The organism is Planctomycetia bacterium (assembly GCA_015075745.1).
Lineage (GTDB): Bacteria > Planctomycetota > Phycisphaerae > UBA1845 > UTPLA1 > UTPLA1.
The window spans coordinates 404,487-426,245 of sequence record JABTTW010000002.1 but is presented as its reverse complement, the minus strand read 5'-3'; the positions used below and the strand labels follow the sequence as shown (position 1 = coordinate 426,245).

At 61.3% G+C, this 21,759-nt stretch carries 20 protein-coding genes; 9 read left to right on the top strand and 11 right to left on the bottom strand.

From position 1 onward, the window contains the following. The first annotated feature begins 80 nt into the window (after positions 1-80). The gene (locus HS101_15315; protein ID MBE7507638.1) at positions 81-980 is read left to right on the top strand and encodes a sigma-70 family RNA polymerase sigma factor; all 900 of its coding nucleotides are present in this window, start codon (positions 81-83) and stop codon (positions 978-980) included. Positions 981-1,022: 42 nt separating this feature from the next. Here HS101_15315 and HS101_15310 read toward each other — a convergent pair whose 3' ends face one another. From HS101_15310 to HS101_15295, 4 genes are all read right to left on the bottom strand, one after another. Then, entirely contained in the window at positions 1,023-1,574 is a 552-nt protein-coding gene (locus tag HS101_15310; protein MBE7507637.1) for a DUF1905 domain-containing protein, read from the bottom strand. Then, positions 1,571-2,311 carry an RluA family pseudouridine synthase gene (locus tag HS101_15305; GenBank protein ID MBE7507636.1) on the bottom strand — a complete coding sequence of 247 codons (741 nt, stop codon included), beginning with the start codon at positions 2,309-2,311 and terminating at the stop codon, positions 1,571-1,573. Before HS101_15305 ends, HS101_15310 begins: the two co-directional genes overlap by 4 nt. Positions 2,312-2,383: 72 nt before the next feature. Next, positions 2,384-3,187: a carbohydrate ABC transporter permease gene (locus HS101_15300; protein ID MBE7507635.1), complete on the bottom strand. Its 804-nt coding sequence runs from the start codon at positions 3,185-3,187 to the stop codon at positions 2,384-2,386. Positions 3,188-3,227: 40 nt separating this feature from the next. After that, positions 3,228-4,034 carry a hypothetical protein gene (locus tag HS101_15295; protein MBE7507634.1) on the bottom strand — a complete coding sequence of 269 codons (807 nt, stop codon included), beginning with the start codon at positions 4,032-4,034 and terminating at the stop codon, positions 3,228-3,230. A gap of 84 nt (positions 4,035-4,118) precedes the next feature. On the opposite strand from HS101_15295, the gene HS101_15290 reads away from it, so the two are divergent. Continuing rightward, positions 4,119-4,712: a Uma2 family endonuclease gene (locus HS101_15290; protein MBE7507633.1), complete on the top strand. Its 594-nt coding sequence runs from the start codon at positions 4,119-4,121 to the stop codon at positions 4,710-4,712. A gap of 22 nt (positions 4,713-4,734) precedes the next feature. Here the strand turns inward: HS101_15290 and nuoD are convergent, their stop codons facing one another. After that, positions 4,735-5,979 (bottom strand): NADH dehydrogenase (quinone) subunit D, encoded by a 1,245-nt coding sequence (gene nuoD, locus HS101_15285; protein MBE7507632.1) that lies wholly within the window; start codon positions 5,977-5,979, stop codon positions 4,735-4,737. 167 nt (positions 5,980-6,146) lie between these two features. On the opposite strand from nuoD, the gene HS101_15280 reads away from it, so the two are divergent. Beyond that, complete coding sequence (locus tag HS101_15280; GenBank protein MBE7507631.1) at positions 6,147-7,691, top strand: hypothetical protein; 1,545 nt, start codon at positions 6,147-6,149, stop codon at positions 7,689-7,691. A gap of 164 nt (positions 7,692-7,855) precedes the next feature. Then, positions 7,856-8,140: an HTH domain-containing protein gene (locus tag HS101_15275; protein MBE7507630.1), complete on the top strand. Its 285-nt coding sequence runs from the start codon at positions 7,856-7,858 to the stop codon at positions 8,138-8,140. A gap of 180 nt (positions 8,141-8,320) precedes the next feature. Here the strand turns inward: HS101_15275 and HS101_15270 are convergent, their stop codons facing one another. The 5 genes from HS101_15270 to mutS form a co-directional block, all read right to left on the bottom strand. Next, positions 8,321-9,544: an ABC transporter permease gene (locus HS101_15270; GenBank protein ID MBE7507629.1), complete on the bottom strand. Its 1,224-nt coding sequence runs from the start codon at positions 9,542-9,544 to the stop codon at positions 8,321-8,323. Positions 9,545-9,601: 57 nt separating this feature from the next. Continuing rightward, positions 9,602-10,396 (bottom strand): ABC transporter ATP-binding protein, encoded by a 795-nt coding sequence (locus HS101_15265; GenBank protein ID MBE7507628.1) that lies wholly within the window; start codon positions 10,394-10,396, stop codon positions 9,602-9,604. Between the two features lie 74 nt (positions 10,397-10,470). Next, the gene (locus HS101_15260) at positions 10,471-11,874 is read right to left on the bottom strand and encodes an efflux RND transporter periplasmic adaptor subunit (protein ID MBE7507627.1); all 1,404 of its coding nucleotides are present in this window, start codon (positions 11,872-11,874) and stop codon (positions 10,471-10,473) included. 121 nt (positions 11,875-11,995) lie between these two features. After that, entirely contained in the window at positions 11,996-12,796 is an 801-nt protein-coding gene (locus tag HS101_15255; protein ID MBE7507626.1) for a hypothetical protein, read from the bottom strand. Positions 12,797-12,956: 160 nt separating this feature from the next. After that, positions 12,957-15,626: a DNA mismatch repair protein MutS gene (gene mutS / locus HS101_15250; protein ID MBE7507625.1), complete on the bottom strand. Its 2,670-nt coding sequence runs from the start codon at positions 15,624-15,626 to the stop codon at positions 12,957-12,959. Between the two features lie 285 nt (positions 15,627-15,911). Here mutS and HS101_15245 point away from each other — a divergent pair, with 285 nt between their 5' ends. The 4 genes from HS101_15245 (at position 15,912) to HS101_15230 (ending at position 19,592) form a co-directional block, all read left to right on the top strand. Further along, positions 15,912-17,033, top strand: coding sequence for a VOC family protein (locus tag HS101_15245; GenBank protein MBE7507624.1), 1,122 nt, complete (start codon positions 15,912-15,914; stop codon positions 17,031-17,033). A gap of 112 nt (positions 17,034-17,145) precedes the next feature. Beyond that, the gene (locus HS101_15240) at positions 17,146-18,099 is read left to right on the top strand and encodes a fumarylacetoacetate hydrolase family protein (protein ID MBE7507623.1); all 954 of its coding nucleotides are present in this window, start codon (positions 17,146-17,148) and stop codon (positions 18,097-18,099) included. 149 nt (positions 18,100-18,248) lie between these two features. Continuing rightward, positions 18,249-19,211 (top strand): hypothetical protein, encoded by a 963-nt coding sequence (locus HS101_15235; GenBank protein MBE7507622.1) that lies wholly within the window; start codon positions 18,249-18,251, stop codon positions 19,209-19,211. A 180-nt stretch (positions 19,212-19,391) separates the two neighbouring features. Beyond that, positions 19,392-19,592, top strand: coding sequence for a hypothetical protein (locus tag HS101_15230; protein MBE7507621.1), 201 nt, complete (start codon positions 19,392-19,394; stop codon positions 19,590-19,592). A gap of 637 nt (positions 19,593-20,229) precedes the next feature. Here the strand turns inward: HS101_15230 and HS101_15225 are convergent. Next, entirely contained in the window at positions 20,230-20,790 is a 561-nt protein-coding gene (locus HS101_15225) for a nucleotidyltransferase family protein (protein ID MBE7507620.1), read from the bottom strand. Between the two features lie 181 nt (positions 20,791-20,971). On the opposite strand from HS101_15225, the gene HS101_15220 reads away from it, so the two are divergent. Beyond that, positions 20,972-21,631 (top strand): flavin reductase family protein, encoded by a 660-nt coding sequence (locus HS101_15220; GenBank protein ID MBE7507619.1) that lies wholly within the window; start codon positions 20,972-20,974, stop codon positions 21,629-21,631. Positions 21,632-21,759: the final 128 nt, after the last annotated feature.

Here is a 21,759-nt window from a genome sequence, read left to right as displayed (position 1 = left end):
AACCGCAAGCACTGCATGGCCGATGATGAGGGGGGGATGGGCCCCTCGCAGGGGTCCGCAATTCCGGACGAGCTTCAAGCGTGAGCGGAGGAACTACCATTTCAGTTGAGCCGGGACTCCAACAATATCTGAAGCAGATCAATGAGTCCGCGCTTCTGACGGCGGACGAAGAGAAAGAGCTTGCCAGGGCCATTGCCCGCGGCACGGCGGCGTCGCGTCGGTTCAGCCGCGGCGAGATTTCTTTGCCCGAAAAAGAGCAGCACGAGCAGGAGGCCAACGAGGCGCGCGAGCGGATGATCCGCTCGAACCTGCGGCTGGTGGTGAACATCGCCAAGGCCTACGGCAATCGCGGCATGCCCCTGTCCGACCTGATCGAAGAAGGCAACCTGGGACTGCTCCGGGCCGTGGAAGGTTTCGACCCGGACATGGGCGCGCGATTCAGCACCTATGGGAGCTGGTGGATCAAGCAGGCGATCAAGCGGGCGCTGATCAACGCGGTTCAGCCGGTGCACATTCCGGCCTACATGGTCGAGATGATTGCTCGCTGGAAGCAGGCCCATACGCAACTCAACGAGGAACTGAGCCGATCGCCGACGATTCCGGAGCTGGCCGATCGGATGCAGCTTCCCGAGCGGAAGGTGCGAATGATTCGCCGGGCTGTTCGGGCGTTTTCCGCGCCGACTCAGTCATCCGGCGCCGACGGCGGTTCGCTGCTGTCGGACATGCTGCCGGATCAGAAGAGCCAGATGCCGGACGAGGCCGTTTTCAGCGAGGCCGAGTCGAAGTTGCTGGGCAGCCTGATCTCGCAACTCACCGATCGCGAGGCGACCATTCTCAAGCTGCGATACGGTCTTGAGGACGAGGAGCCGATGACGCTGAAGGACATCGGCGCGAAGATCGGTCTGACGCGGGAGCGCGTGCGGCAGATCGAGGCGGAAGCCCTCAAGAAGCTGCACAAGACCCTGGCCGAGCAAGTCTGAACCATCATCGAGATCGCCCTCGAACGGTCGAGAACCGACCGGCTAATCCGCCGCTTTAGGAGCGGCTAAGCTCTTACTATAGAACCCCGATCGATCGAAGCAGCAGACACGTCTCTTCCCCGAAGCGAGCATATCGCAGGCGTTTACGATGCGACGCGCGCGAGTTTCTGGCCGCTTGGCGGAAGTAATCCAATGTATCCAGTCTTTGCGCGCGATGGGGGTGATGTCTGACCACAACGCCTTCGCCTTCGGTGCGGCCGCGAGCGCCTTTCGCAGGTCCGCAGGAACCTTGGGTTCCGGTTCTTCTCCAACAGGCATGAGCTCCAACGTAACGACGTCTCCTACGGATGCATTCGCAGCTTCCATCGTCTTTTTGGTCACCTTGAGCCAATGGCTTTTCTGACCGTCCGGCTCAAGGGTCGCTCGAAATGGATAGCCATTGATCGTGCCGTCAACCGTCGTCATGCCCCGCGTGGGAAGCTTCGCACTGGCGGTTTTTGGCAAGATCAAATAGGTCCAAGAGCCGCCCCTTCCGGGCGTTGCCGGACGCAGGAGCTTTGCTTTGAAGAGGATTTTCGAAGCTGTCCTTTTCATTCCTGGTCGCCCGGCTGATGGAGCGAAAAGCGCTTAAGGGTCGAGCGGAGGTCCTTCGGCCAGTCGGCGCACACCGTCATTTTTTTACCGGTTTCAGGATGCACGAAGGAGAGCGACGCCGCGTGCAGACAGAGGCGCGGCACCTTGGGCAGATCGCCATCGCGGGCGTAGACGTCTTCTCCCAGGACGGGGTAGCCCTTCGCGGCCATGTGGACGCGGATCTGGTGGAGCCGGCCTGTCTTGGGGCGCGCTTCGATGAGCGAAATGTCGTCAACGGTCTCCAGGACACGATACGCGGTGATGGCCTGCTTGCCGTCACGGGCGATGACCGCCTTTTTCCGGGCCGCGACCACTTCCTTGATGGGGTCCTGAATCACCGCCTGGGCCGGGCGCGGGGTGCCGCGGACGATGGCCCAATAGATCTTTGCGACCTTTCGCTTCTTGAATTGGTCGAGCAGGTTTTCAAACGCCCGGTTGCGAAGCGCGACGAGCAGGAGCCCCGAGGTGTCCTTGTCGAGCCGGTGAAGCAGCCCCCATCCGCGCGCCTCGCCGAGATTCTGAAGGGCGTTGCCGTATTCGACGAACAGCCCGTTGAGCAGGCTGTCGTGGGCGTGCTTTTTGCCGGGCTGCGTGACCACGCCGGACGGCTTGTAGACGACGAGCAGATCGGGATCGGCGTGGCGCACCTCAAACGGGACGGAGGGATTGGGCCGAATGGAAAGATGGTATGAGGTCATGGCGCTTCCGATTGCTTACGGCAGGATAAGGGGGAAGCGGGCGAACGTACACTTGGGGCGTTAGACGGCTGTCTAACGGGACGAGAGGCTTCTCATCAAATATCGCTGGGAAATCAGCGTGATGGCCAGCGGCGGGAGCAGGGCGACGATGCTCGCGGCCATTGTCAAATTGGCCCAGCTTCCTTCGAGCGACTGGAACATCTGAAGGCCGACGGAGACCGGGTACCGCTCGTAATCGGAAAGGTAGATGAGCGGCGCGAGGAAGGCCTGCCAGTGGGCGACGAACGAGATGGCGATGACGGCGCCGATGACCGGCTTGGACATGGGGAGCATGATGCACCAATAGGCCTGCCAGTCCGTCGCGCCGTCGAGCCGGGCCGCGTCCTGGTAGGCATGGGGCACGCCTTTGAAGAATTGATAGAACAGGAGGATGGAAAAAGCCGAACCGCCGAGCCAGGCCGGCACGATCAGCGGCTTGTATGTGTTGACCCACCCGAGATGCTGGAAGATGAGAAACTGCGGAATGACGAGCATCTGGGTAGGCAGCATCATGGCGATGAAGGCGAGGCCGAGCCAGATGCGGCGGCCGCGCCAATCGTGTCTCGTGAATGAGTACGCGGCCATCGACGCGGAGAGGACGGTGCCGACGACGGCGGTGGAGGTGATGAGCAGCGAGTTCAGGATGAAGCGCCACATGGGCAGGCGGGTCATGGCGAGCCGGTAGTTCTCCCATTGAGGGGCCTTTGCGGCGCCGGATGTGGCCGCGACTGATTCGGTGAAGATTCGGTCGATGGGCTGGAGGGAAGCCCACACGGCCCAGCCGATCGGCGCCGCGAGAATGACGGCGATGGTCATTCTGATGAGCAGTCGGGTCATTCTTGTGTGTCAATCAGGCGAAGTTTCGATGTCGCCGGGATCACCACTGTAACTCATCGTCGGATGGGACCGGGAGCCAGTTGGAGCGAAATGTGTATTTGATAAAGCGCTGAATCGCTTCTATTCGCTGCCCGTCGGTCCAGTCCGCCTGCGACTGAGCCCAGTAAACATAAATCGGTATGGATCGACCAACCTCGAACGGTTTTGAAAGCGAAAGTGAGCGGGCCAATGAGCGCGTCTTTTCTTCGGGTAAGTCGGGCCGTTTTTTCCTGAGCGCGCCGACCGTGATTTCTACTGCGCATTCCTGCGCCAGCTCGTTCGACGGAACTGCAACCGCCCATTTTGCCTGGGTCCCGCCGATTCCCAACTCGCGACACTTAGATGTTGGCAGGGGGACCGAGGCTGCGAGAATGCTTGGCCCCTCCGGGATGCCCTCGTCCACAAGTCGGTTTCTAACCTCGGCCGGGCTTTTTGCGTGTCGCGGCTTTGTCACCATGATGGATGGATCGCGCTCCAATACGAGCTGGTCCTCGATGGTCGCGGCGATCGGTGCATCCTTCGGGTCCATGATCAGGACCAGCCCCTTGCCCAGTTCGCGGCCGTGCTTGCGTTTCACGTAGGAGGCCACGTCCTTGACCATGCGATCCATCTCGCCCGCGGCGAGTTCGTCTCGGGCATAGATGTAGGCCTGTGGCGTGTGGAAGAGCTTCTTTTCGCCGAGGTCAGCGGGCAACTGGGCCGGGGTCTCCAGCAACACGCTGGGAGGCTTGGGGCCGCAGCCGGCCATAATGGAGACAGCAACGATGACTGACGCGAGGGCGGCGCGGCGCTTCATGGATTCCGACATTTAGATACTCCAGATCGGGCGGAAAATCATACGCAGCCGATCCGGTCGAGAATGATATAATAAGGGTGGCATGGGAGCCACATCATGCATCGGGCAGTCGATTTGACAAACGCGCAGCCGCCCCGAGCCCGGAAATGGTCGAGGGAGGAATACTACCGGATGGCCGAGGCCGGGTTGTTTGAGGGGCAGCGCGTGCAGCTCATCGATGGAGATATCTTGGAAATGAGTCCTCAAGGATATCGGCACGCGCAGGGCATTGGTCTGGTCCAAGCCTCCGTGCAGCGGGTGTTTTCGGCGGATGTGTGGATTCGGGTACAGTTGCCCCTGACCTGTCCGGATGGATCGGAGCCGGAGCCGGACATCGCGGTCGTGCGGGGCTCGCCGCGAGATTACCCGCAGCACCCGACGACTGCTTTGCTGGTGGTCGAAGTGAGCGACGCCAGCAGCGAACTGGACCTCGGAAAGAAGACCAGTCTTTACGCATCGACGGGCATTGACGACTACTGGGTTGTCGATATGGTCGAGAACTGCGTTCACATCTTTCGCAAACCTGTCAAAGATCTCGAGGCGGATTTCGGCGTTCGCTACTCGGAATCGCAGCAGCACTCTGCCGACGCGGTCATTTCTCCGCTGGCGAAGCCGGATGCGATCATCATGGTGGCGGATTTGCTGCCGTGAGGCCGAAGTCGGCGCGGATTCGCTATCGATCCAGTTCCGCCGCGATGATGTTGAGGCTGCCCAGGACGGCGACCACGTCGCTGATCGAGTGGCCGATGACCAGCTTGGGGAAGACTGAATAGTTAATGAAGCTCGGCGGGCGGCAGCGAGCACGGTATGGGCAGTTCTCGCCGTCTGAGGCGAGGTAGAAACCGAGTTCGCCGTTGGCCGTCTCGTTGGCGTCGTAGGCCTCGCCGATCGGCGGCTGAAAGCCGCGGTTGGTCATGATCTGCTCGAAGTGGTTGATCAACCCCTCGATGGAGAAATAGACTTCGCGCTTGTCGGGCAGGGTATGCTTGTCGTCGGGCAGGACGTTGATCGGCCCGGCGGGGATGTTGTCCACGAGCTGCGCAAGAATGGCCAGCGACTGCCGCATCTCCTCCATGCGCACGAGATAACGATCGTACACGTCGCCGTTTCGCCCGATGGGCACCTTGAACTGGACACCGGACGAGCCTTTGCCGTCCCAGTTGTCGGCGTAGCAGAGGTAGGGCTCATCCTTTCGCAGATCGCGCATGACACCGGATGCCCTGGCGATGGGGCCGGTCCAGCCCCATTGGACGGCGTCGTCGTAACCGAGGACGCCGATGCCCTTGGTGCGCTCGACGAAGATGCGGTTTCGGGTGAGGAGTGATTCGGTATCTTCGATGGCGCGGGGGACGCGCTCCATGAAGGTCTTCACGTGGTCGGGCCAATCGGGGGGCATGTCCTGCATCAGGCCGCCGACGCGGGTGTAGCTCGTGGTGAAGCGCGCGCCGCAGATCTCCTCGAAGAGGTCGTAAATGTGCTCGCGTTCGTTGAAGGCGTAGAGAAAGGCGGTGAAGGCGCCGAGGTCCAGGCCGGCCGTACCGACGCAGAGGAGGTGATCCTGGATGCGGGCGAGTTCGGCGATGATGGTGCGGATGACTTTGCAGCGAGGGGTCAGTTCGATGCCGAACAGCTTTTCGCAGGCGGCGTGCCAGGCGATGTTGTTGGCCATCGGGCTGATGTAGTTCATCCGATCGGTGACGACGACGTACTGGTTGTAGTTCAGATGCTCGCCGAGCTTTTCGAAGCCGCTGTGGAGATAGCCGATGTGCGGCGTGCAGGCGATGACCGTCTCGCCGTCGAGCTCCAGGACGAGTCGCAAGGTCGTGTGGGTGGCGGGGTGCTGAGGGCCGAAGTTCAGCGTCCACAGATCGCCGCCGAGTTCGTCGCGCTCGAGTCGGGTCGGGCGAATGTCGGGCATGATGGCCATAGAGATCGAACTCCCGGCGGGCGAATTCCCGCGCTCCAATAGGGGACGATGTTACCGGCTTTCACCGCTAACTCAACCGGCGATAATGCGGCGGGAAACTTGACAGCATACGGCAGGCCGTTAGGAACGTGCCCTAAAGCCGTTGAGGATGCCCAGGGATGTTGTTGCACCGAAAGAGCCTGCTTGTTGCCGCCGTCGTTCTGGTCGGCGGGTCGATCACCTGGACGGCGAGCTATGCCTACAACCTGCGCAGTGACGCCTATCGGCGCAGGGTGCAGGAAGATCTGACCAGCTTCTTCGAGCTGCCCTGCGAAGTCGGGCGGATTCGCGGCCGGACGTTTTCGAGCCGGACGTTTGAAGATGTGGTCATCTGGCTGCCGAATCAGCGCGACCGGGTGTTTTCCTGCAAGGACGCGATCTGGCAGGAAAACAAATCGGACGGGATCGAGTCGAACGAGCTTAAGTTGGTCAGCGGGATGCTGGCGATTCGCAGCGACCGGTGGGTCAAGGAGGACTATCGCCGGGTTTTGGAATCGAGCCTGGGCCACGATTTCGAAGACCTCAAGCTCGTCAATGTGGACATGGAGGGATTTGAGATTTCCTTCGAGCGGGGCGATTTTCGCCTGAGCTGTCGCGACACTTTCGGCTCCATTGATTTTTCCGATCCGAAGTCCGGCATTGCCCGACTGCACGCCTACGAATTGAATGGTCGGCCGATCGCCCAGGGCGTTCAGATTCACGCACGATTTATCCCGCAGGGCGGCGTGCAGGTCTCCGAGCTACTCCTCACCGTGCCGAAGATTCCGCTGGAGGCGATGGGCATCGGTCCTTTGCTGGGAGGCAGCCACGTTGAGCACGGCCAATTCGCCGGCAGTCTTCAATACATCGATCACGCCGAACGGCCCGAGGTCTGGATTCAGGGGGAACTCGCCGACGTGGAGCTGGCGGAGCTGACGCGTTCGGTGGCGTGGGGTCCGTTGGAGGGGCGGTTCTCGGTCAACGTGGACGCTGCCCGAGTGAGCGGCGAAGTGGTGACGCATTTCCGGGGCAAGGGCCGCATCGAGCATCTTCAACTGGCCCCCTTCGCGCGACTGTTCGGGCAGGGAGAACTGGCCGGCGACGCGTCGATCAATCTCGACGCCGTCGATCTGGCACTGGGGCACATCGAGCGATTGCGTCTCTCCGGGAGCGTGTCGGGCATCACCGTCGAAGATTGGCTGCGTCCCTGGGGCAGGGGAACGGCCACGGGGCGATTATCCGTGCGGATCAATAATCTCGACATCGTCGATGACAACATCAAATCTGCGGATGTCGAGGTCGTGGTAGTGCCGCCGCCGGGGCAATCCGGGACGATTGACCGGGAATTGCTGCTTTCGGCGGCCCAGGATGCCCTCGCGTTCACCTGGCCTTCAGGGCTGCCGCAGAGCCTGCTGCCGGAGAGCGTCGAATATGCTGAATTCGGCATGAGGTTGCTCGTCCGCGATAACAGGCTCCGCATCCTGGGCACGCACGGTCCGTCGGGGAACACGATATTGACGATCAAGGTGGGGGGCATGACTTTCGGCGTGATTAAGGAGGATCCGGAGTCCATTGATCTCACGCCACGCCTGGCGGCACTGCGGGAAAAGGCCGTACATTACAATCCTGATCGTGTGCGAGAATGGTGGCAGTTACACGGTGGGGGCCGCCAGGAGGGCCGCTAGCTTGGCACGCCAAGTGCAAGGCGTCGGGGCGGAAAACTAACTTCGCTTGGCGCGTGACAAATCGGCGCCCGGCTCATAGGATTCCTTCGAATGACGGGCCGCGCTCGAATGCGGAACAGGGCGTTGATTGTGAATGGGGCGGACCATGGTTTGGAGGATTTGTCATGTCTCGAACAATCGTCGTTGATGGCGCACACCTGAAGCGGATGATGCAGCTCTGTCGCACGCTCGGCGGCAGCGGGGCGACACTCAGGCAGCTCCAGACAAAACTGAAGGCGTCGCGGCGCACCATCTTCCGCGACCTGTCGATCCTGAGCGACTGGGGCATCTCGGTCACCCTCGGCGACAAGGGCTACAAGATCAAGCAGAGCGCCCCTGCCTGCCGCAAGGTCATGGTCGACCGCGTGACGAAGTCGGTTCAGCAACTGCTGAATTCCTGCCTGAAGTAAAGCGGATCGACCTGCTGTGTCGGAGCCTTCCCGACGGGCATCTTGTCATGCACGATGGCCAACGTCGGTGCATTCGGGATGCGCTATCGATGGGCCATTATCAAAGGCGAGCCGGGCCAGGTATTGAGAAAGGCATGCGATGACGGGATTCCGCTTGAAGACATTTCCACTCATTAGCGGTTAGTCGTGCCGTAGGGCCTCGATCGGGTTCAACCCCGCCGCGCGGCGCGCGGGCCATAGGCCGAACACCACCCCCACGCCGGCGCTGAAGACGAACGCAAGAATGATGATGCTCGCCGACAGGACCGCCTGAATCTGAATCGCCGAGGCGATCAGCATCGAGAACACCACGCCGATCCCGATCCCCACGGCGCCGCCCGCCGAGGAGATGACCGACGCCTCGATGAGGAACTGCCGGTTGATCGCCTTGGTGCTGGCCCCGATGGCCATGCGAATGCCGATTTCCCGGGTGCGCTCGGTCACGGCGACGAGCATGATGTTCATGATCCCCACGCCGCCGACCGCCAGACTCACCAGCGCGAGGAAGAACATGAGCAGGGTCATCTGATCGCTGACGCTGCGGGCCTGTTCTTCCTTTTCCTTGAGCGTCGTCACCTTGAAGTCGTCGCCGTCAACCTCGGCCAGCTTGTGCCGTTGCCTGAGCAGGTCGCGCACCTGCACGACGGCTCGCTCTACGGCCTCATCGCTGATGGCCGAGCAGAGAATAACCGCCGGATCGCGCACGGCCAGAATGTCGCGGAGCATGATCGGCAGCGGGACGATGACCACCTTGTCCTCGTCCTGGCCCAGCGGATTGAAACCCTTGGGGGCGAGGACACCGACGATCTTGAACGACAGCCGGCCGATGCGAATCGTCTCGTTGACCGGGTTCTTATCGCCGAAGAGGTCGTTGACCGCGGTCTGGCCGATGAGACAGACGCGTCGCGGGGCGACGATGTCAAACGGCTCAAAGTCGCGTCCCTCGGCGACGCCCCAATTGCGAATGGCGGTGTAGGTCTGGGTGACGCCGGTGATGTCGATCAAGGTGCTGTCGGTCTCGCTGGAGACGACGGCCTTGGTGCCATGCGACGGGCAGGTCATCGAGACGGCATCACACTCCAGCTCGATGGCCTCGCTGTCGGCGACGCTGAGGTGGCTGGTCTGCCCGCCGAGCGACGAGGCGCGGCTTTTCTCGCCTTCTTCGTTGATGACGAGGATCATGTTGCGTCCGGCCTTGCGGATGTCGCCGATCAGCGACTCCTTGACGCCCTGGACGACGCTGACGCAGATGATGACGACGGAGACGCCCATGATCATGCCGATCATGGTGAGCATGGAGCGCAGCCGGTGCCGCCACAGCTCCCGCAGTCCCATCTTGAAGCATTCAATCCAAAGGGCCAGCATGACTTTTTCCGTCGGACTCCTGTTCAATTCACGCGCATCAACGCGCGAGGGTCAGTCTTATACAGGTATCGCCGAAAGGGCGCGTACATCCGGCACCGGCGGGCCGCCTTTGCGCGGCGTCGCCTGATCGGCAATGATTTCTCCGTCGCGCAGCACGATCACCCGTTCGGCAAACGATGCAACGCCCGGGTCGTGGGTGACCATGACCACGGTTCGCCCTTCGACTTCGTGGAGATGGGCGAGGATTTTTAGGATTTCTCCGCTGGTGTGGGAGTCGAGGTTTCCCGTCGGTTCGTCGGCCAGCAGGACGCGCGGGTTATTCACCAGGGCCCGGGCGATCGCGACGCGCTGCTGCTGACCGCCGGATAGCTGCGAGGGCAGGTGGTGCGTTCGGTCGGCGAGATCGACTTTCTTCATGGCTTCATGCGCCGCGGCGTGCCGGGTGTGCTTGGGAACGCCGGCGTAGACCATCGGCAGCTCGACGTTTTCGAGGGCCGTGCTGCGCGTTAGCAGATTGAAGTTCTGAAAGATGAACCCGATGTAGGTGTTTCGCAAGGCGGCCAGCTCGTCGCGCGACATGTCACTGGTGACGTTTCCGGCGAGGTGGTAGGTGCCGCGCGTGGGGACGTCGAGCGCGCCCAGGACGTTGAGCATGGTGGACTTGCCCGATCCGCTGGCGCCCATGATGGCGATGTAGTCGCCCTCGTCGATGCGCAGATTGACGCCGCGCAGGGCATGGACGGCTGTTTCGCCGGCGTCGTAGATCTTGTGCAGCTCCCGGAGCTCGATCACCGCGCCGGTTTGGGGGCGCTTCGGGGTGTCGCTCGGCTGTGCTTCGACGGCTTGTACCATGCTTGACGGACCTATGGCGGTGTCGGCCGACTCTTTACGGCGTCGCGCCGATCGCTGGACGGTTAAGGGTGATGCTACAGTGTTCGATTGTCGGGGCTGGCCAGTTTGATGGCTTCTTTCAGGCTGAAACCGGCGCTGGAGCTATCGGCGAATTCGCGGACGAACTGATCGCCGGGCTTGGCGCCGAGGAGGATCTCCGTGTTGACGTTGTCGGTCACGCCGATCCAGACAGGCACGGCCCGCCACTGGCGCGAGGCTTCGCTGAATTGCCAGAGATGCGTCTTCTTGCAATAGAGCGCCGGCCCGCCGCCTTCGGCCGTGGGCTCGTCCGGCCACTGGAGCGCGTCGACCATCGCCTGCCGCTGCTCGATGGGAAGCGGCGGCTTGAAGCGCAGGGCCTTGTTGGCGATTCTCGTCGCTTTGGGCCGGTTGACGCACTCGATTTCCACATTGACCGACATGCCGGGAAGGAGCGTCTTGCGCTCGTCATTGTCCACTTCCAGAATGACCGTGTAGGTGGTGACGCCCTGAATGATCTCGGGCTGATTGCGCTTGTGGAGAATCCGCCCTTCAAAATGGACGCGCTGCTTGCCTTCGACCGTGAATCTTGCATGCTGCCCGACGTCGATGTGAACGATGTCGGACTCGCTGACCTTGGCGTTCACTTTCATGCGCGTCAGGCTGGGCGCGAGGAGAAACAGCGGGGGGGTCTGAAAGGCGGCATTCACCGTGGTGCCCACATCGAGATAGCGCTGGAGCACGATGCCGTCGATCGGCGACTTGATGATGCACTTATCGAGCTGGGCCTGCGTAGCCTCAATCCTGGCTTCTGCAAGTTGCAGGGCTGCCTTGGCCTGATCCACCGCTTCCTGAGCCCGCTGCGGAAGAAACTGCTCGTTGTTCTTCGCCATCTTGAGCGCCGCCTGAGCGAACAAGACCGCCGCCTGGGCCCGCGTGTGATTGGACTTGATGAGGGTCCACTCGGCCTCCGTGGCATCGCCTGATTCGTACAGCTTGTCGATTCGCTTCCAGTTGTATGCTTCGGCGAGTAAGGCGGCCTCGGCTTCCTGAAGCTTGCCCTGGGCCTGTTGCGTGGCAACGGGGAGGTTGGCGGCTTGCTCCTTTTGTAGAATCTCGGCATCCAGGATTGAGCTTTTGGCCCTGGCCAGCTCGGCCTTTGATTGGGCATGCTGCGCCTCGGCCAGTTCGGGGTCGATTCGGCAGATGATCTGATCCTTGGAGACGGGCTCATCAAAATCGACGGCGATCTCCACAATCTTGCCGGTGGTCTCGCAGCCCACGGTGACCGTGGTGAGCGGCTCAATGGTGCCGAGCGTCTCGACGGTCATGACGATGGGGCCGGTCTCGACGGTGGCGTTGAAGCAGGTCCCCTCGCCGCCGCTGCTGCCAAATTTCGTAAAGAGGGCGGTACCGCCGCCCAATACACCGACTGTTCCCAGGATCAACCAAATGCGCATGGAGCTTCCTTGTGCTGTCCGCTTTTCCATTTGAACCAAATTATACTAATCAGTGTGCGGTGAGTTGCAAATCTGCGGCAGTCAAAGGCTTAAATCATCGGCTTGACGAGCCGCAGGCCCGCTAGGTGCCTTTTTCGACACCGGCTTCCGGGGGGGCGGCTTCCTTGTCCCCGCCGTCATCCGAAGCCACTTTGACGGTCCTTTGTTTCGCGGCGGGCAGCTTGGGGTCGATGCGCTTGGCGATCTCGCCGGCGACAAATCGCCGGTTAGTGCAGTCGGCATGCCCGCCGGTCCACCCGAGGCGCGTGTAGCGCGAACTCCATCCGACATTGACGACTCGACCGCTGTTGAAACCCTGTCCGCGCAGGCCGACGAGTCCGGCGGAGTCGTCGTAGGTGCCGTCGATCGTACCTAGCAGGCGCACCGGTCCCTGCAGGACCGGATCGCTCGCGGCGTAATAACAGTAGAACTTGCCCTTCATATTGGCGAGGGCCTTGCGCAGGTCGTGGCGGCTGGAGATGCTGGACCCGACGAGAATGATGTTGTTGATCTTGTAGGGAGGCTTCATATCCTCCGCCGCCCAGACAGCGACGCCCGTGCCCGCCGAAAGTGCGATGATATTGGCATTGGCGTCGGGGTTTCGCTTGAGGTAGTCGGTGATCTCACCGGCCAGGACCGATCCGGAAGCGCGGGCGATGAAGCGCAGCGTCTGATCGAGCGCCGGGTTCATGGTCAGCGACCAGTGATAGTTGCTGACGAACCCCTTGTAACCGGCGTCCTCCAGGCCGAGCGGCACGTCCAGCACGCCGAAGCCCCAGTTTCCGGCCCCGTCGATATACCAGGTGCGACCGAATTTCTCCTTGGGGTTGGCACAGCCGCTGAAAGCCGCACAGGCCAGGGTCAAGATGAGGAATCGTCGCATGCCGTATTTGCCTCGCAGATGAGCTGCCGTGCCGCACGCACAGAAAAGTTCGCAGCGCGGCAATGTCCGGTAGTCTCGTGAACTTCCGCCGCGAATTCAAGTCCCGGTCGCCGCGGATTCTTGGAGAGCCTGATGTCTCGTCGATTGGACGCCTGATGCGTCACTTTCGCCGATCGCTTTCCTGCGTAATCTCCTTGAGCCGCCCCAAAATCTGCAGGGCGTCGATCGGGGCGGTCCGATTCACGTCCACCGCGGTCACGGCATCGACCAATTCCCGCCACCAAGTCGGCAGGGTCGGCGCGGAGTCAAACAGCAGGGGTTGGTCCGAGGTCTTATGTGCCTGTGACTTTTGGCGTTGGGCGTTTGCCTTCTTGTCGAACCCGCGCTCAAGCTCTTCGAGCATTTGCTCGCTTCGCTTCACGACGCTGCCCGGCAGGCCGGCCATGGCGGCGACGTGGACACCGTAGCTGCGGTCCGTCGGGCCCGGCAGGATTTTGTGCAGGAAGACGACACCGCGACCGCCTCCAGCCGGGCGAAGCTCCTCCTTAACCGCGACATTCAGATTGCCTGCGCAAGGCAGGCGATCGGCCAGTGCGGTGAGTTCGTGGTAGTGGGTCGCGAAGAGCGCGAGGCACTTCAGGTGATCGGCGAGATATTCGGTGACGGCCCAGGCGATGGCTAATCCGTCGTAGGTGCTGGTGCCGCGCCCGATCTCGTCGAGAATCACCAGCGAGCGCTGGGTGGCGTTATTCAGGATTCTCGCCGTCTCCACCATTTCGACCATGAAGGTGGACTGCCCACGGGCCAGTTCGTCATTGGCGCCGACTCGGGCGAAGATTCTGTCGACCGGGGTCCAGCGCATGGACTTCGCCGGGACGTAGCTGCCGGTGTGCGCCAACAGGGCGAGGAGCGCGGCCTGGCGGATATAGGTGGACTTGCCCGCCATGTTCGGCCCGGTGATCAGCGCCAGGCGCATGGCCTCGTCCGACAGGTGACAATCGTTCGGCACGAATCGCTCGCCGAGGACTTCATCCAGAACAGGATGGCGGCCGTCAACGATCTCAAGAATCGGCCCGGCACTCTCCGCAACAAGCTCGGGGCGACAGTAATCGCGCCTGCGGGACAGTTCGGCGAGGCCGGCGAGGACGTCCAGCGCGGCGATGGCGTCCGCCGTCTTCTGCAATCCCGGGGCCTGCTGGGCAACGCGCCCGCGGACCTCCTCGAAAATCTCGATCTCCAGGGCCTTCGCCCGGTCCGCTGCGCCGAGGACTTCATTCTCGTATTGCTTCAGTTCGTCGGTGATGTATCGCTCGGCGTTGCGCACCGTCTGTCGGCGAACGTAGTCCGGCGGCACCTTGTCGCGGTGTTGATGGGTGATCTCGATGTAATATCCGAAGACGGAGTTGTAGCCGACCTTCAGCGAATTGATGCCGGTCCGCTCGATCTCCCGCGCCTGAAACTCCGCGAGGCTCTGATGACCGGCTGTGCCCAGCTGTCGCAGCCGATCCAGTTCGGCATTGAATCCATCCGCGATGAAGCCGCCGTCCCGCACGACGCCGGGCGCGTCTTCCTTGATGGCCGATGATAGATAGCCCGCGAGCGACTCGTGGCCGGTTGTTGATTGGGCGATTTCGGCGAGCAGGTCGCCTTGGCTCTGTTTGCCGCTGATGGCGGCGCCGATGGCCTCGGGAATCTGGCCGCAGAGTTCCAGTGTGCGAGTCAGGCCCGCCAGGTCTCGCGGCGATGCCCTGCCGACGCCGACCCGGGCGATGATCCGCTCCAGATCGCCCATGTCGCCGATGAGATCGCGAATGCGCCGCAGCCGATCGGGCTGCGAGCGCAGATCGGTGATCGCCTGTTGTCTGCCGAGAATCTCGCTCGCGCGATTCAGCGGATAGCAGATCCACTCCCGCAGCCGCCTCGAGCCCATCGAACTGACGGTCATGTCGATCGCGCCGAGCAGCGATCCCTCGCGCCCGCCGTCGCGCAGCGTGCGCTCCACTTCCAGCGAGCGCAGGGTGAAATGATCGATCATGACGGCGTCGTCGGTCTGTCGCGGCGTGATTCGGGAAATGTGCGAAAGCGACGATTTCTGTGTCTCTCTCAGGTAGTCCAGAACCGCCGCCGCCGCGCAGAGCGACGCATCGAAGCGATCGAAGCCGAAGCCGGTCATGCCCGATACGCCGAATTGTTCGCACATCGCGCGTTCGCCGAGGTGGGCGTCGAACGAATGCCGGGCGCGCGGCGTGATCGCCGCCGACAGTGCGTCACGCACTTCATCCCACGGCGCGCTCGGCTCGTCGATGGCCGATTCGGGGACGAGGATCTCGGCCGGTCGCAGTCGCGCGAGTTCATCGAGGATCGAGCCAGCGTCGATCATCTGCGCAAAGAACCGGCCCGAGGCAAGCGACACGCATGCCAGCCCGACCTGCCCGGTTCGCCAGTTCGCGGCTTCCGGCAGAAGTGCGCAGAGCACGTTCTCCTCGCGCTCGTCGAGGATGTTCTCGTCGGTCAGGGTGCCCGGCGTGATGATGCGAACGACGTCGCGCTTGACGACCCCCTTGGCCGTCTTGGGGTCTTCGAGCTGCTCGCTGAGGGCGACCTTGTATCCGGCGCGGACCAGCCGGGCGATGTAGCGATCGACGGCGTGGTAGGGCACGCCCGCGAGGGGGATCGGCGCGTCGCTGTTCTTATCGCGCGCCGTGAGCGTCAGCCCCAGCACCCGAGCGATCGTCTTGGCGTCTTCGTAGAAGGTCTCGTAAAAATCGCCCATGCGGAAGAGCAGGATCGCGTCGCCGACGCGCTGCTTCTGCTCCAGGTATTGCCGCATGGCGGGGGGGACGCTCGAAGCAGGCTTCGCCGTCTTCGCCGCCTTCTTGGCCGGTGGAATTGTCTGGCTCTTTCCCACGGTGCTACCGTTTCCTTAAGTGAAGAAGTGCAAAGCATACCGGGAAATCAGCTTCTTGCGATTCCCCGACGTCTGACTTTTCTCTCGACCGGGCGGAGGCGACGCAGTAGCCTATTGCTTCCAGTGGACGGGGCCACGTCATTTTGCGCCCTGCGGCGGGCAGGTTGCTCGTCGAAAACGGAAGGCCACACGCGAGGGAGTGCGACCATGGCCAAGGCAAGCCTCGGAATAGAACGAATTCACAGCCTCGAAATGTCCGTGTACGACGCGGCCCCGTGGCTGGCATACCTGACCCAGGGGTTTGGCTTCCAGCATATCGGCGTCAGCTCCGGCGCGGCGCTGGAATGCACCGGCACGCGCCGTCACATGATTGCCTGTGGCGACATGAGCCTGATCGTTCAGGAAGCCGTGCATGCCGGTTCGACCGTCCGGCGCTATCTCGAAAAGCACCCCGAAGGCATCAGTCGGGTCAACTTTCTGGTGCAGGATGTCGGCCGTACCGAGGAACTTCTGCTGGAGCGCAGCGCGACGCCGGTGGATCACACGCGCGACGAGATTGCCGGCGACGGTCGCTGGAAGCACATCGCCATCGCCACGCCGCTGGGCGACGTGGAGTTCGCCTTTATTGAGATCGCCGGGCCGACGAACAGGCTCGCCCCCGGCATGGACTCGTGCGGGTCGTTTGACGCGTCTGTCAATCCGCTGGGCGTCACCGGGTTCGATCACCTCACCGGCAACACCCGCACGCTGATGCCGGTCATCGCATTCTACGAACACGTCATGGGGCTCACGCGGCGCTGGGATGTCGCTTTCCACACGGAAGACTTTCGGCCCGGCGTCGGCAGTGGGCTCAAGTCCATCGCCATGGGAGACGAGGCCGGCGGCTTTACCCTGGCAACCAACGAGCCGCTTCGCCCGCGATTCGAACAGTCGCAGATACAGATGTACGTAGACATGAACCGAGGGCCCGGGATACAGCATGTCGCCCTGGCCGTCGCCGACATCGGCAAGGCGGTCGAGCATGCACGTCATCAGGGCGTCGGCTTCATGCTCACGCCTTCGGCTTACTACGATCAGCTCCCCGGTCGCCTTTCGGCTCAGGGAGTGCCGCAGCTTGGGCACTCCGTGGAGGATCTTCGCCGCCTTGGCATCCTGGTCGATGGGGACAAGACCGGCTATCTGCTCCAGTCGTTCTGCCAGGATCAAGCGACGCAGTTCCGCCGCCCGCATGCGGGGCCTGTCTTCGTCGAGCTGATCCAGCGCTGCGGCTGCGGGCGCTTCGGCGAGGGGAACTTCCGGGCGCTCTTCGAGGCCTCCCAGGGCGAGTAGCGACTTCGACGCCTATACCTTAGCCATTCGCCGGGCGAAGCCCCTATTTTTTGTAATTATTGAGCTCACCGCGCATACTAGGCCCTTCAATTTCCACCATGGAGGACTAGCGATGCACCTTTGCCAATTCTATCTATCTGAAAAAGATCGCGCCGCCGACCTCGTTCGCCGCGTGCCCACCGCCGCCCGGCTGGGTCTGCAGATCGACGGTAAAATCGTCGACGTCACCGACCTCGCCAAGAAGCACGGCGAGATCAACTCGCCGCAATACGCCGGCGTCCTCACCGCGAGCGTGGCCGGTCTGCCGGAGTGGGCGGCATTTCGCGAAGAGGCGAAGAAGCTATCGTCGGCAGGGGGGCTCGACCCGGCGAAGGTCTTCTTCGGCCCCTGCGTCCTGCGCGCGTCGCAGTACCTCGACTTCTACGCCTTCGAAGAACACGTCATGACCATGCGCAAGCAGCGCGGTCTCGATTTCATCGTGCCGGAGTGGTACGAGATTCCCGCGTACTACAACTCCAACGCCACCAGCATGATCGGCCACGGCATGACGGCCTACTACCCGCCCGGCGAAGAGCGGATCGACTTCGAGTGCGAGATGGCCTGCATCATCGGTAAGCCGATTCGCAATGCGACGATGGAGACGGCGCGCGACGCGATCGTCGGCTACACGATTTTGAACGATCTCTCCGCCCGGCAACGCCAGACCAAGGCCATGCCGATCAACATGGGCCCGGCCCCCGGTAAGGATTTCGCCAGCGCGCTGGGGCCGTTCCTGGTGACGAAGGATGAGATACCCGACCTCGGCGCGATCGGGATGAGGGCATTCGTCAACGACGAGCAGTGGACCAACGGCCGCTACGGCACGGTGAAGCATTCGTTTGAGTCGATGGTGGCCTTCGCCAGCACGGCGCGCTGGATGTACCCCGGCGACATCCTCGGCAGCGGCACCGTCGGCGGCGGCTGCGGCGCGGAGCACAAGAAGTTCATGAAGCCCGGCGACACGATCCGGATGGAGTTCGACGTGCTCGGGACACTGGAGAACCGGGTAGAGCACGAGCGGGGATAGCATAATGGGCGAAGTCAACAAGTTCCCGGAGTTAGCCGTCTCGATTTGGTGACCTTTCGTGCATTTTTTTTTCGGTGATTGTGGCTATTACGCACCGGGCGAACTTCCTCTAGTCGCGGCTGTTGGTATTGAACCAAAGACGTGTTGTGATGGATGACGAAGAAATCAAAGTCGGAAGCATGAGGCTAGTCCAAATCTTTCCCGAATTCGGCAGTCTGATTTGGTATTATTCCTTTGTCGCGTTTGCTCTCGGACTTGGATTGGCGGCTATTCTTGCGACAGATAAGCCCAGTGGGGTCGACACTTCCACAAACAATCTTATTTCCGCGATTTGCGTGATTGCCTTCGCGCTTATGGGGGCGGTATTCATTGGCAAGATGCGTCAGAAAAAATCTCATTACGAGCTGCTAAGAAGCAGTTGTTTGCATTCCAGCGTCAAACATCAGCCATCGTCGGCAATTTCGGATCTCGAAGAGGAACTTGGCTGGCGTGTGGTCAAACCTAACTGGCGGGCAGTACGGGCATGTGTCCTTGGTAGTTGGGCATCGCAATCCGACCGGCCTATTGTGTTGTGCGTCGGACTAGCTGAAGTTCCAAAAGCTGCTGGGGGCGAATTCACGGAGATGCGAGTTGACGCCGGACGGTTTAGGTTTCTCCGTATGTTTAAATGGATCGTGCTCTTTGTGGTCCTGCTCTGCTTTGTCGCAGTCCTTACCGGCATCGTCGTACCGCCGTCACAAGGCCGTCAGATAAACCCGTTTCAGGTTCTGCAGATGGCGTTGGGTGGTTTGGTTGTGCTTACTGTATTGCCTCTGACCATGCAGTTAACCGGGTTTCGTAATAAGGTGTCGATCAGGACGTTGCCCGGTATTCTTGAAGTCGAAGAGGCCCAGGGGCGTCGCGGCCCGCATGCGTTGCGGCGTTATTCCCTGTGTGGAGATACGGTTGTGATTGTGAGGTCAAATCCGACCATGTTTGGAAATCCCACCGCCCTCGCAATTGTGGGAGCGGATTCGGTCGATGTGTTCGATCTTTCAATGATTAGGAAGGGAAAGGAGCTTATCGACGGGGTCCTTCGGGCAGCAGAGGCCAAGGGCACAAGCAGTTTGTGAAGCCCGGCGACACGATTCGCATGGAGTTCGACGTGCTCGGGACACTGGAGAACCGGGTGGAGCATGAGTCGCCTGCTCGTTGAATTGAGTCCTGTAAGTCTGGTTTCAGCGAGATCGGCAGCGCGGGACGAGCCGCCTGATCGTGACAATCGTCAAGGCGGCAGGATATAATAGCGAAGCATGAGCAACATCAAGGACATCGAAGACGCGGTTTGTAAACTCACGCCTGATGAGCTGGCCGTGTTTCGTAGTTGGTTCGCGCGTTTTGATGCAGAGGCGTGGGATCAGCAGTTGGAGCAGGACATCGCGTCCGGCAGGTTGGACTCGCTTGCTGAAGATGCTCTGCGTGACGCACAGCAAGGACGTTGCACCGACCTGTGAAGCACCGGGCCACCGTTAAATTCCGGCAGTGCTATGATGCCCTGCCGCAGGAAGTTCAGCTTCTTGCCGATCGGGCATTTGAATTGCTCAAGCAGGACACCCGTTGGGGCGAAGTGCGTTGATTCTGGCATTCCTGCGGCGCTGCACGACCGAGTTGAGCATGAGGTATAGAGAATGGACCTATGTTCACTGCGTCCAATGCTCATCCTAGTGGCACTGGAGTGGCAGAAGCAGTTTGGAGTCGCGCCTCAGATTACGTCTGCAATCTCCGAGTACGACGCGGCTATGATGCTCGGATGTAGTGAAGCAGAGTATTCTCGTCAAATGCAGAGTAGAACTGCAGTTTCCAAAGGATTCGATTTTGCCTATGACGGCTTTCGATATCAGGTAAAGGCGAATAGACCAAGCGGTCGCCGGGGAAGCAAGGTCACACTAGTTGCAAAGCCGACCAACTATGAATGGGATAAACTGATATGGATACTTTATGACAGGGAGTACCTTGTCGAAGAGGCTTGGTTGTGGGATTGTAATTGCTTTATGGAACAGTTCCACGAAAAAAAGCGGCTTTGTCCCGATGACATGCGGCGCGGCACAAGGTTAGAGACGTCCAGTATTAGAAATTAAGCTGTTGGAACCTCTAGCCGTCAGGATTCGCCCGAATCTCCTCAAGCCGCGGGCGAAGCTCGACTGGAATCTGATCGGCGACTTCATCATCGATCAGCCCGACTTTGATCATGTCGCGGATGTGTACGCGGTCGATGTCCCGAAAGGCGATCAACTTCAAGACCAAGAGTTCTCTTAGCTCGATGGCGTCCACGCCTTCGGAACTGCGAATGCCCTTGACCACGGCCGGCGCGGGGAAGCGATCATGCGGCTTGATCTTTTCGCCCGCGAAGACAACGTGAACGCCTCGACTGGGCATCGGGTCGTCGCGATCCAGGAACATCGTGATGCCGTCAATCTCGGTCATGTCAAAGCCTGCTGCCGACATGGCCTGAGCCGCTCGATCGAGGTCGGCCCGGTTAAGCAGGATATCCACGTCCTTTGTGTTGCGGATGGCCCCTTCGTCGCGGCTGCCGACCCAGACAGCCACGGCGTTTCCGCCGATGACGACGTATGGAACGCCTGCGCCCTCCAGCGCCCGGCACGTCTTGACTAGTTTCTCGCGAACCTTTTCGACAGCTCGTTCGGCGCGCATGATCCACTCCATTGGGACGCGAACAGGCGTAATCGGAATGTCGACATCGGGGATCTTCACAACCACTATTCTAGCCATTTGGGCGGGCTGTTGACAGCATAAACCCCCGTATGATCCCTCGCTGGATTGAAGCAGTTACCGGGGCGTGCCACGATTCCTGAGAATCAGTAGAATCCGCAGCATGTACATCGACCTCTCCAACACCGAGCATTCCTGGCGGGCGACGCAACGCCTGTGTCTCTCCTTCGTTCAGCCGCGGCCCATCGCCTTTGTCTCGACCATCGACGAAGAGGGCCGGCCGAACCTGGCGCCGTTCTCCTTCTACAACATGCTCTCCGCCAATCCGCCGGTCGTCGTTTTTTCCCCCGCGCTCAATCGCCACAGCCGGCCGAAGGACACGCTTCGCAACATCCAGGCGACGAAGGAGTTCGTCATCGCCACGGTGACCGAGCCGATCGCCGAGCGGATGAACGTTTGCAGCACCGAGTTCGCCGCCGGCGTCAGCGAGTTTGAGAAGAGCGGCCTGACGCCGGTCACCGCCAAATGCGTGCGCCCCGTGCTTGTGAAGGAGAGCCCGGTGAATATCGAGTGCCGCCTGCGGCAAATCATCAGCCTCGGCGACGGCCCGGGCGCCGGGCAGGCCGTCTTCGGCGACGTCTTGGCGATTCACGTGGACGACTCCGTCCTGGTCGATGGCGACATGGTCTGCGACCCGGTCAAGCTTCAGGCGATAGGGCGGCAGGGCGGTCCTCTTTATTGCCGCACGACCGACGTATTCAGCTTGGAGTCGATCCGCGAGGTCGAGGAATTCGACAAGCGCGGCCCGGCGAAAATCCAGTAGCGGCGGCGACGATTCAGCGGCATGTTCTGAGCCTTCTCCCTGTCACTGGCGTATACCATGGAGTGGGTTCGCCGATCGGCGGACTTGATGTGAAGCCATCGAAGAGAGCATCCACTCAGGGTCGGGCA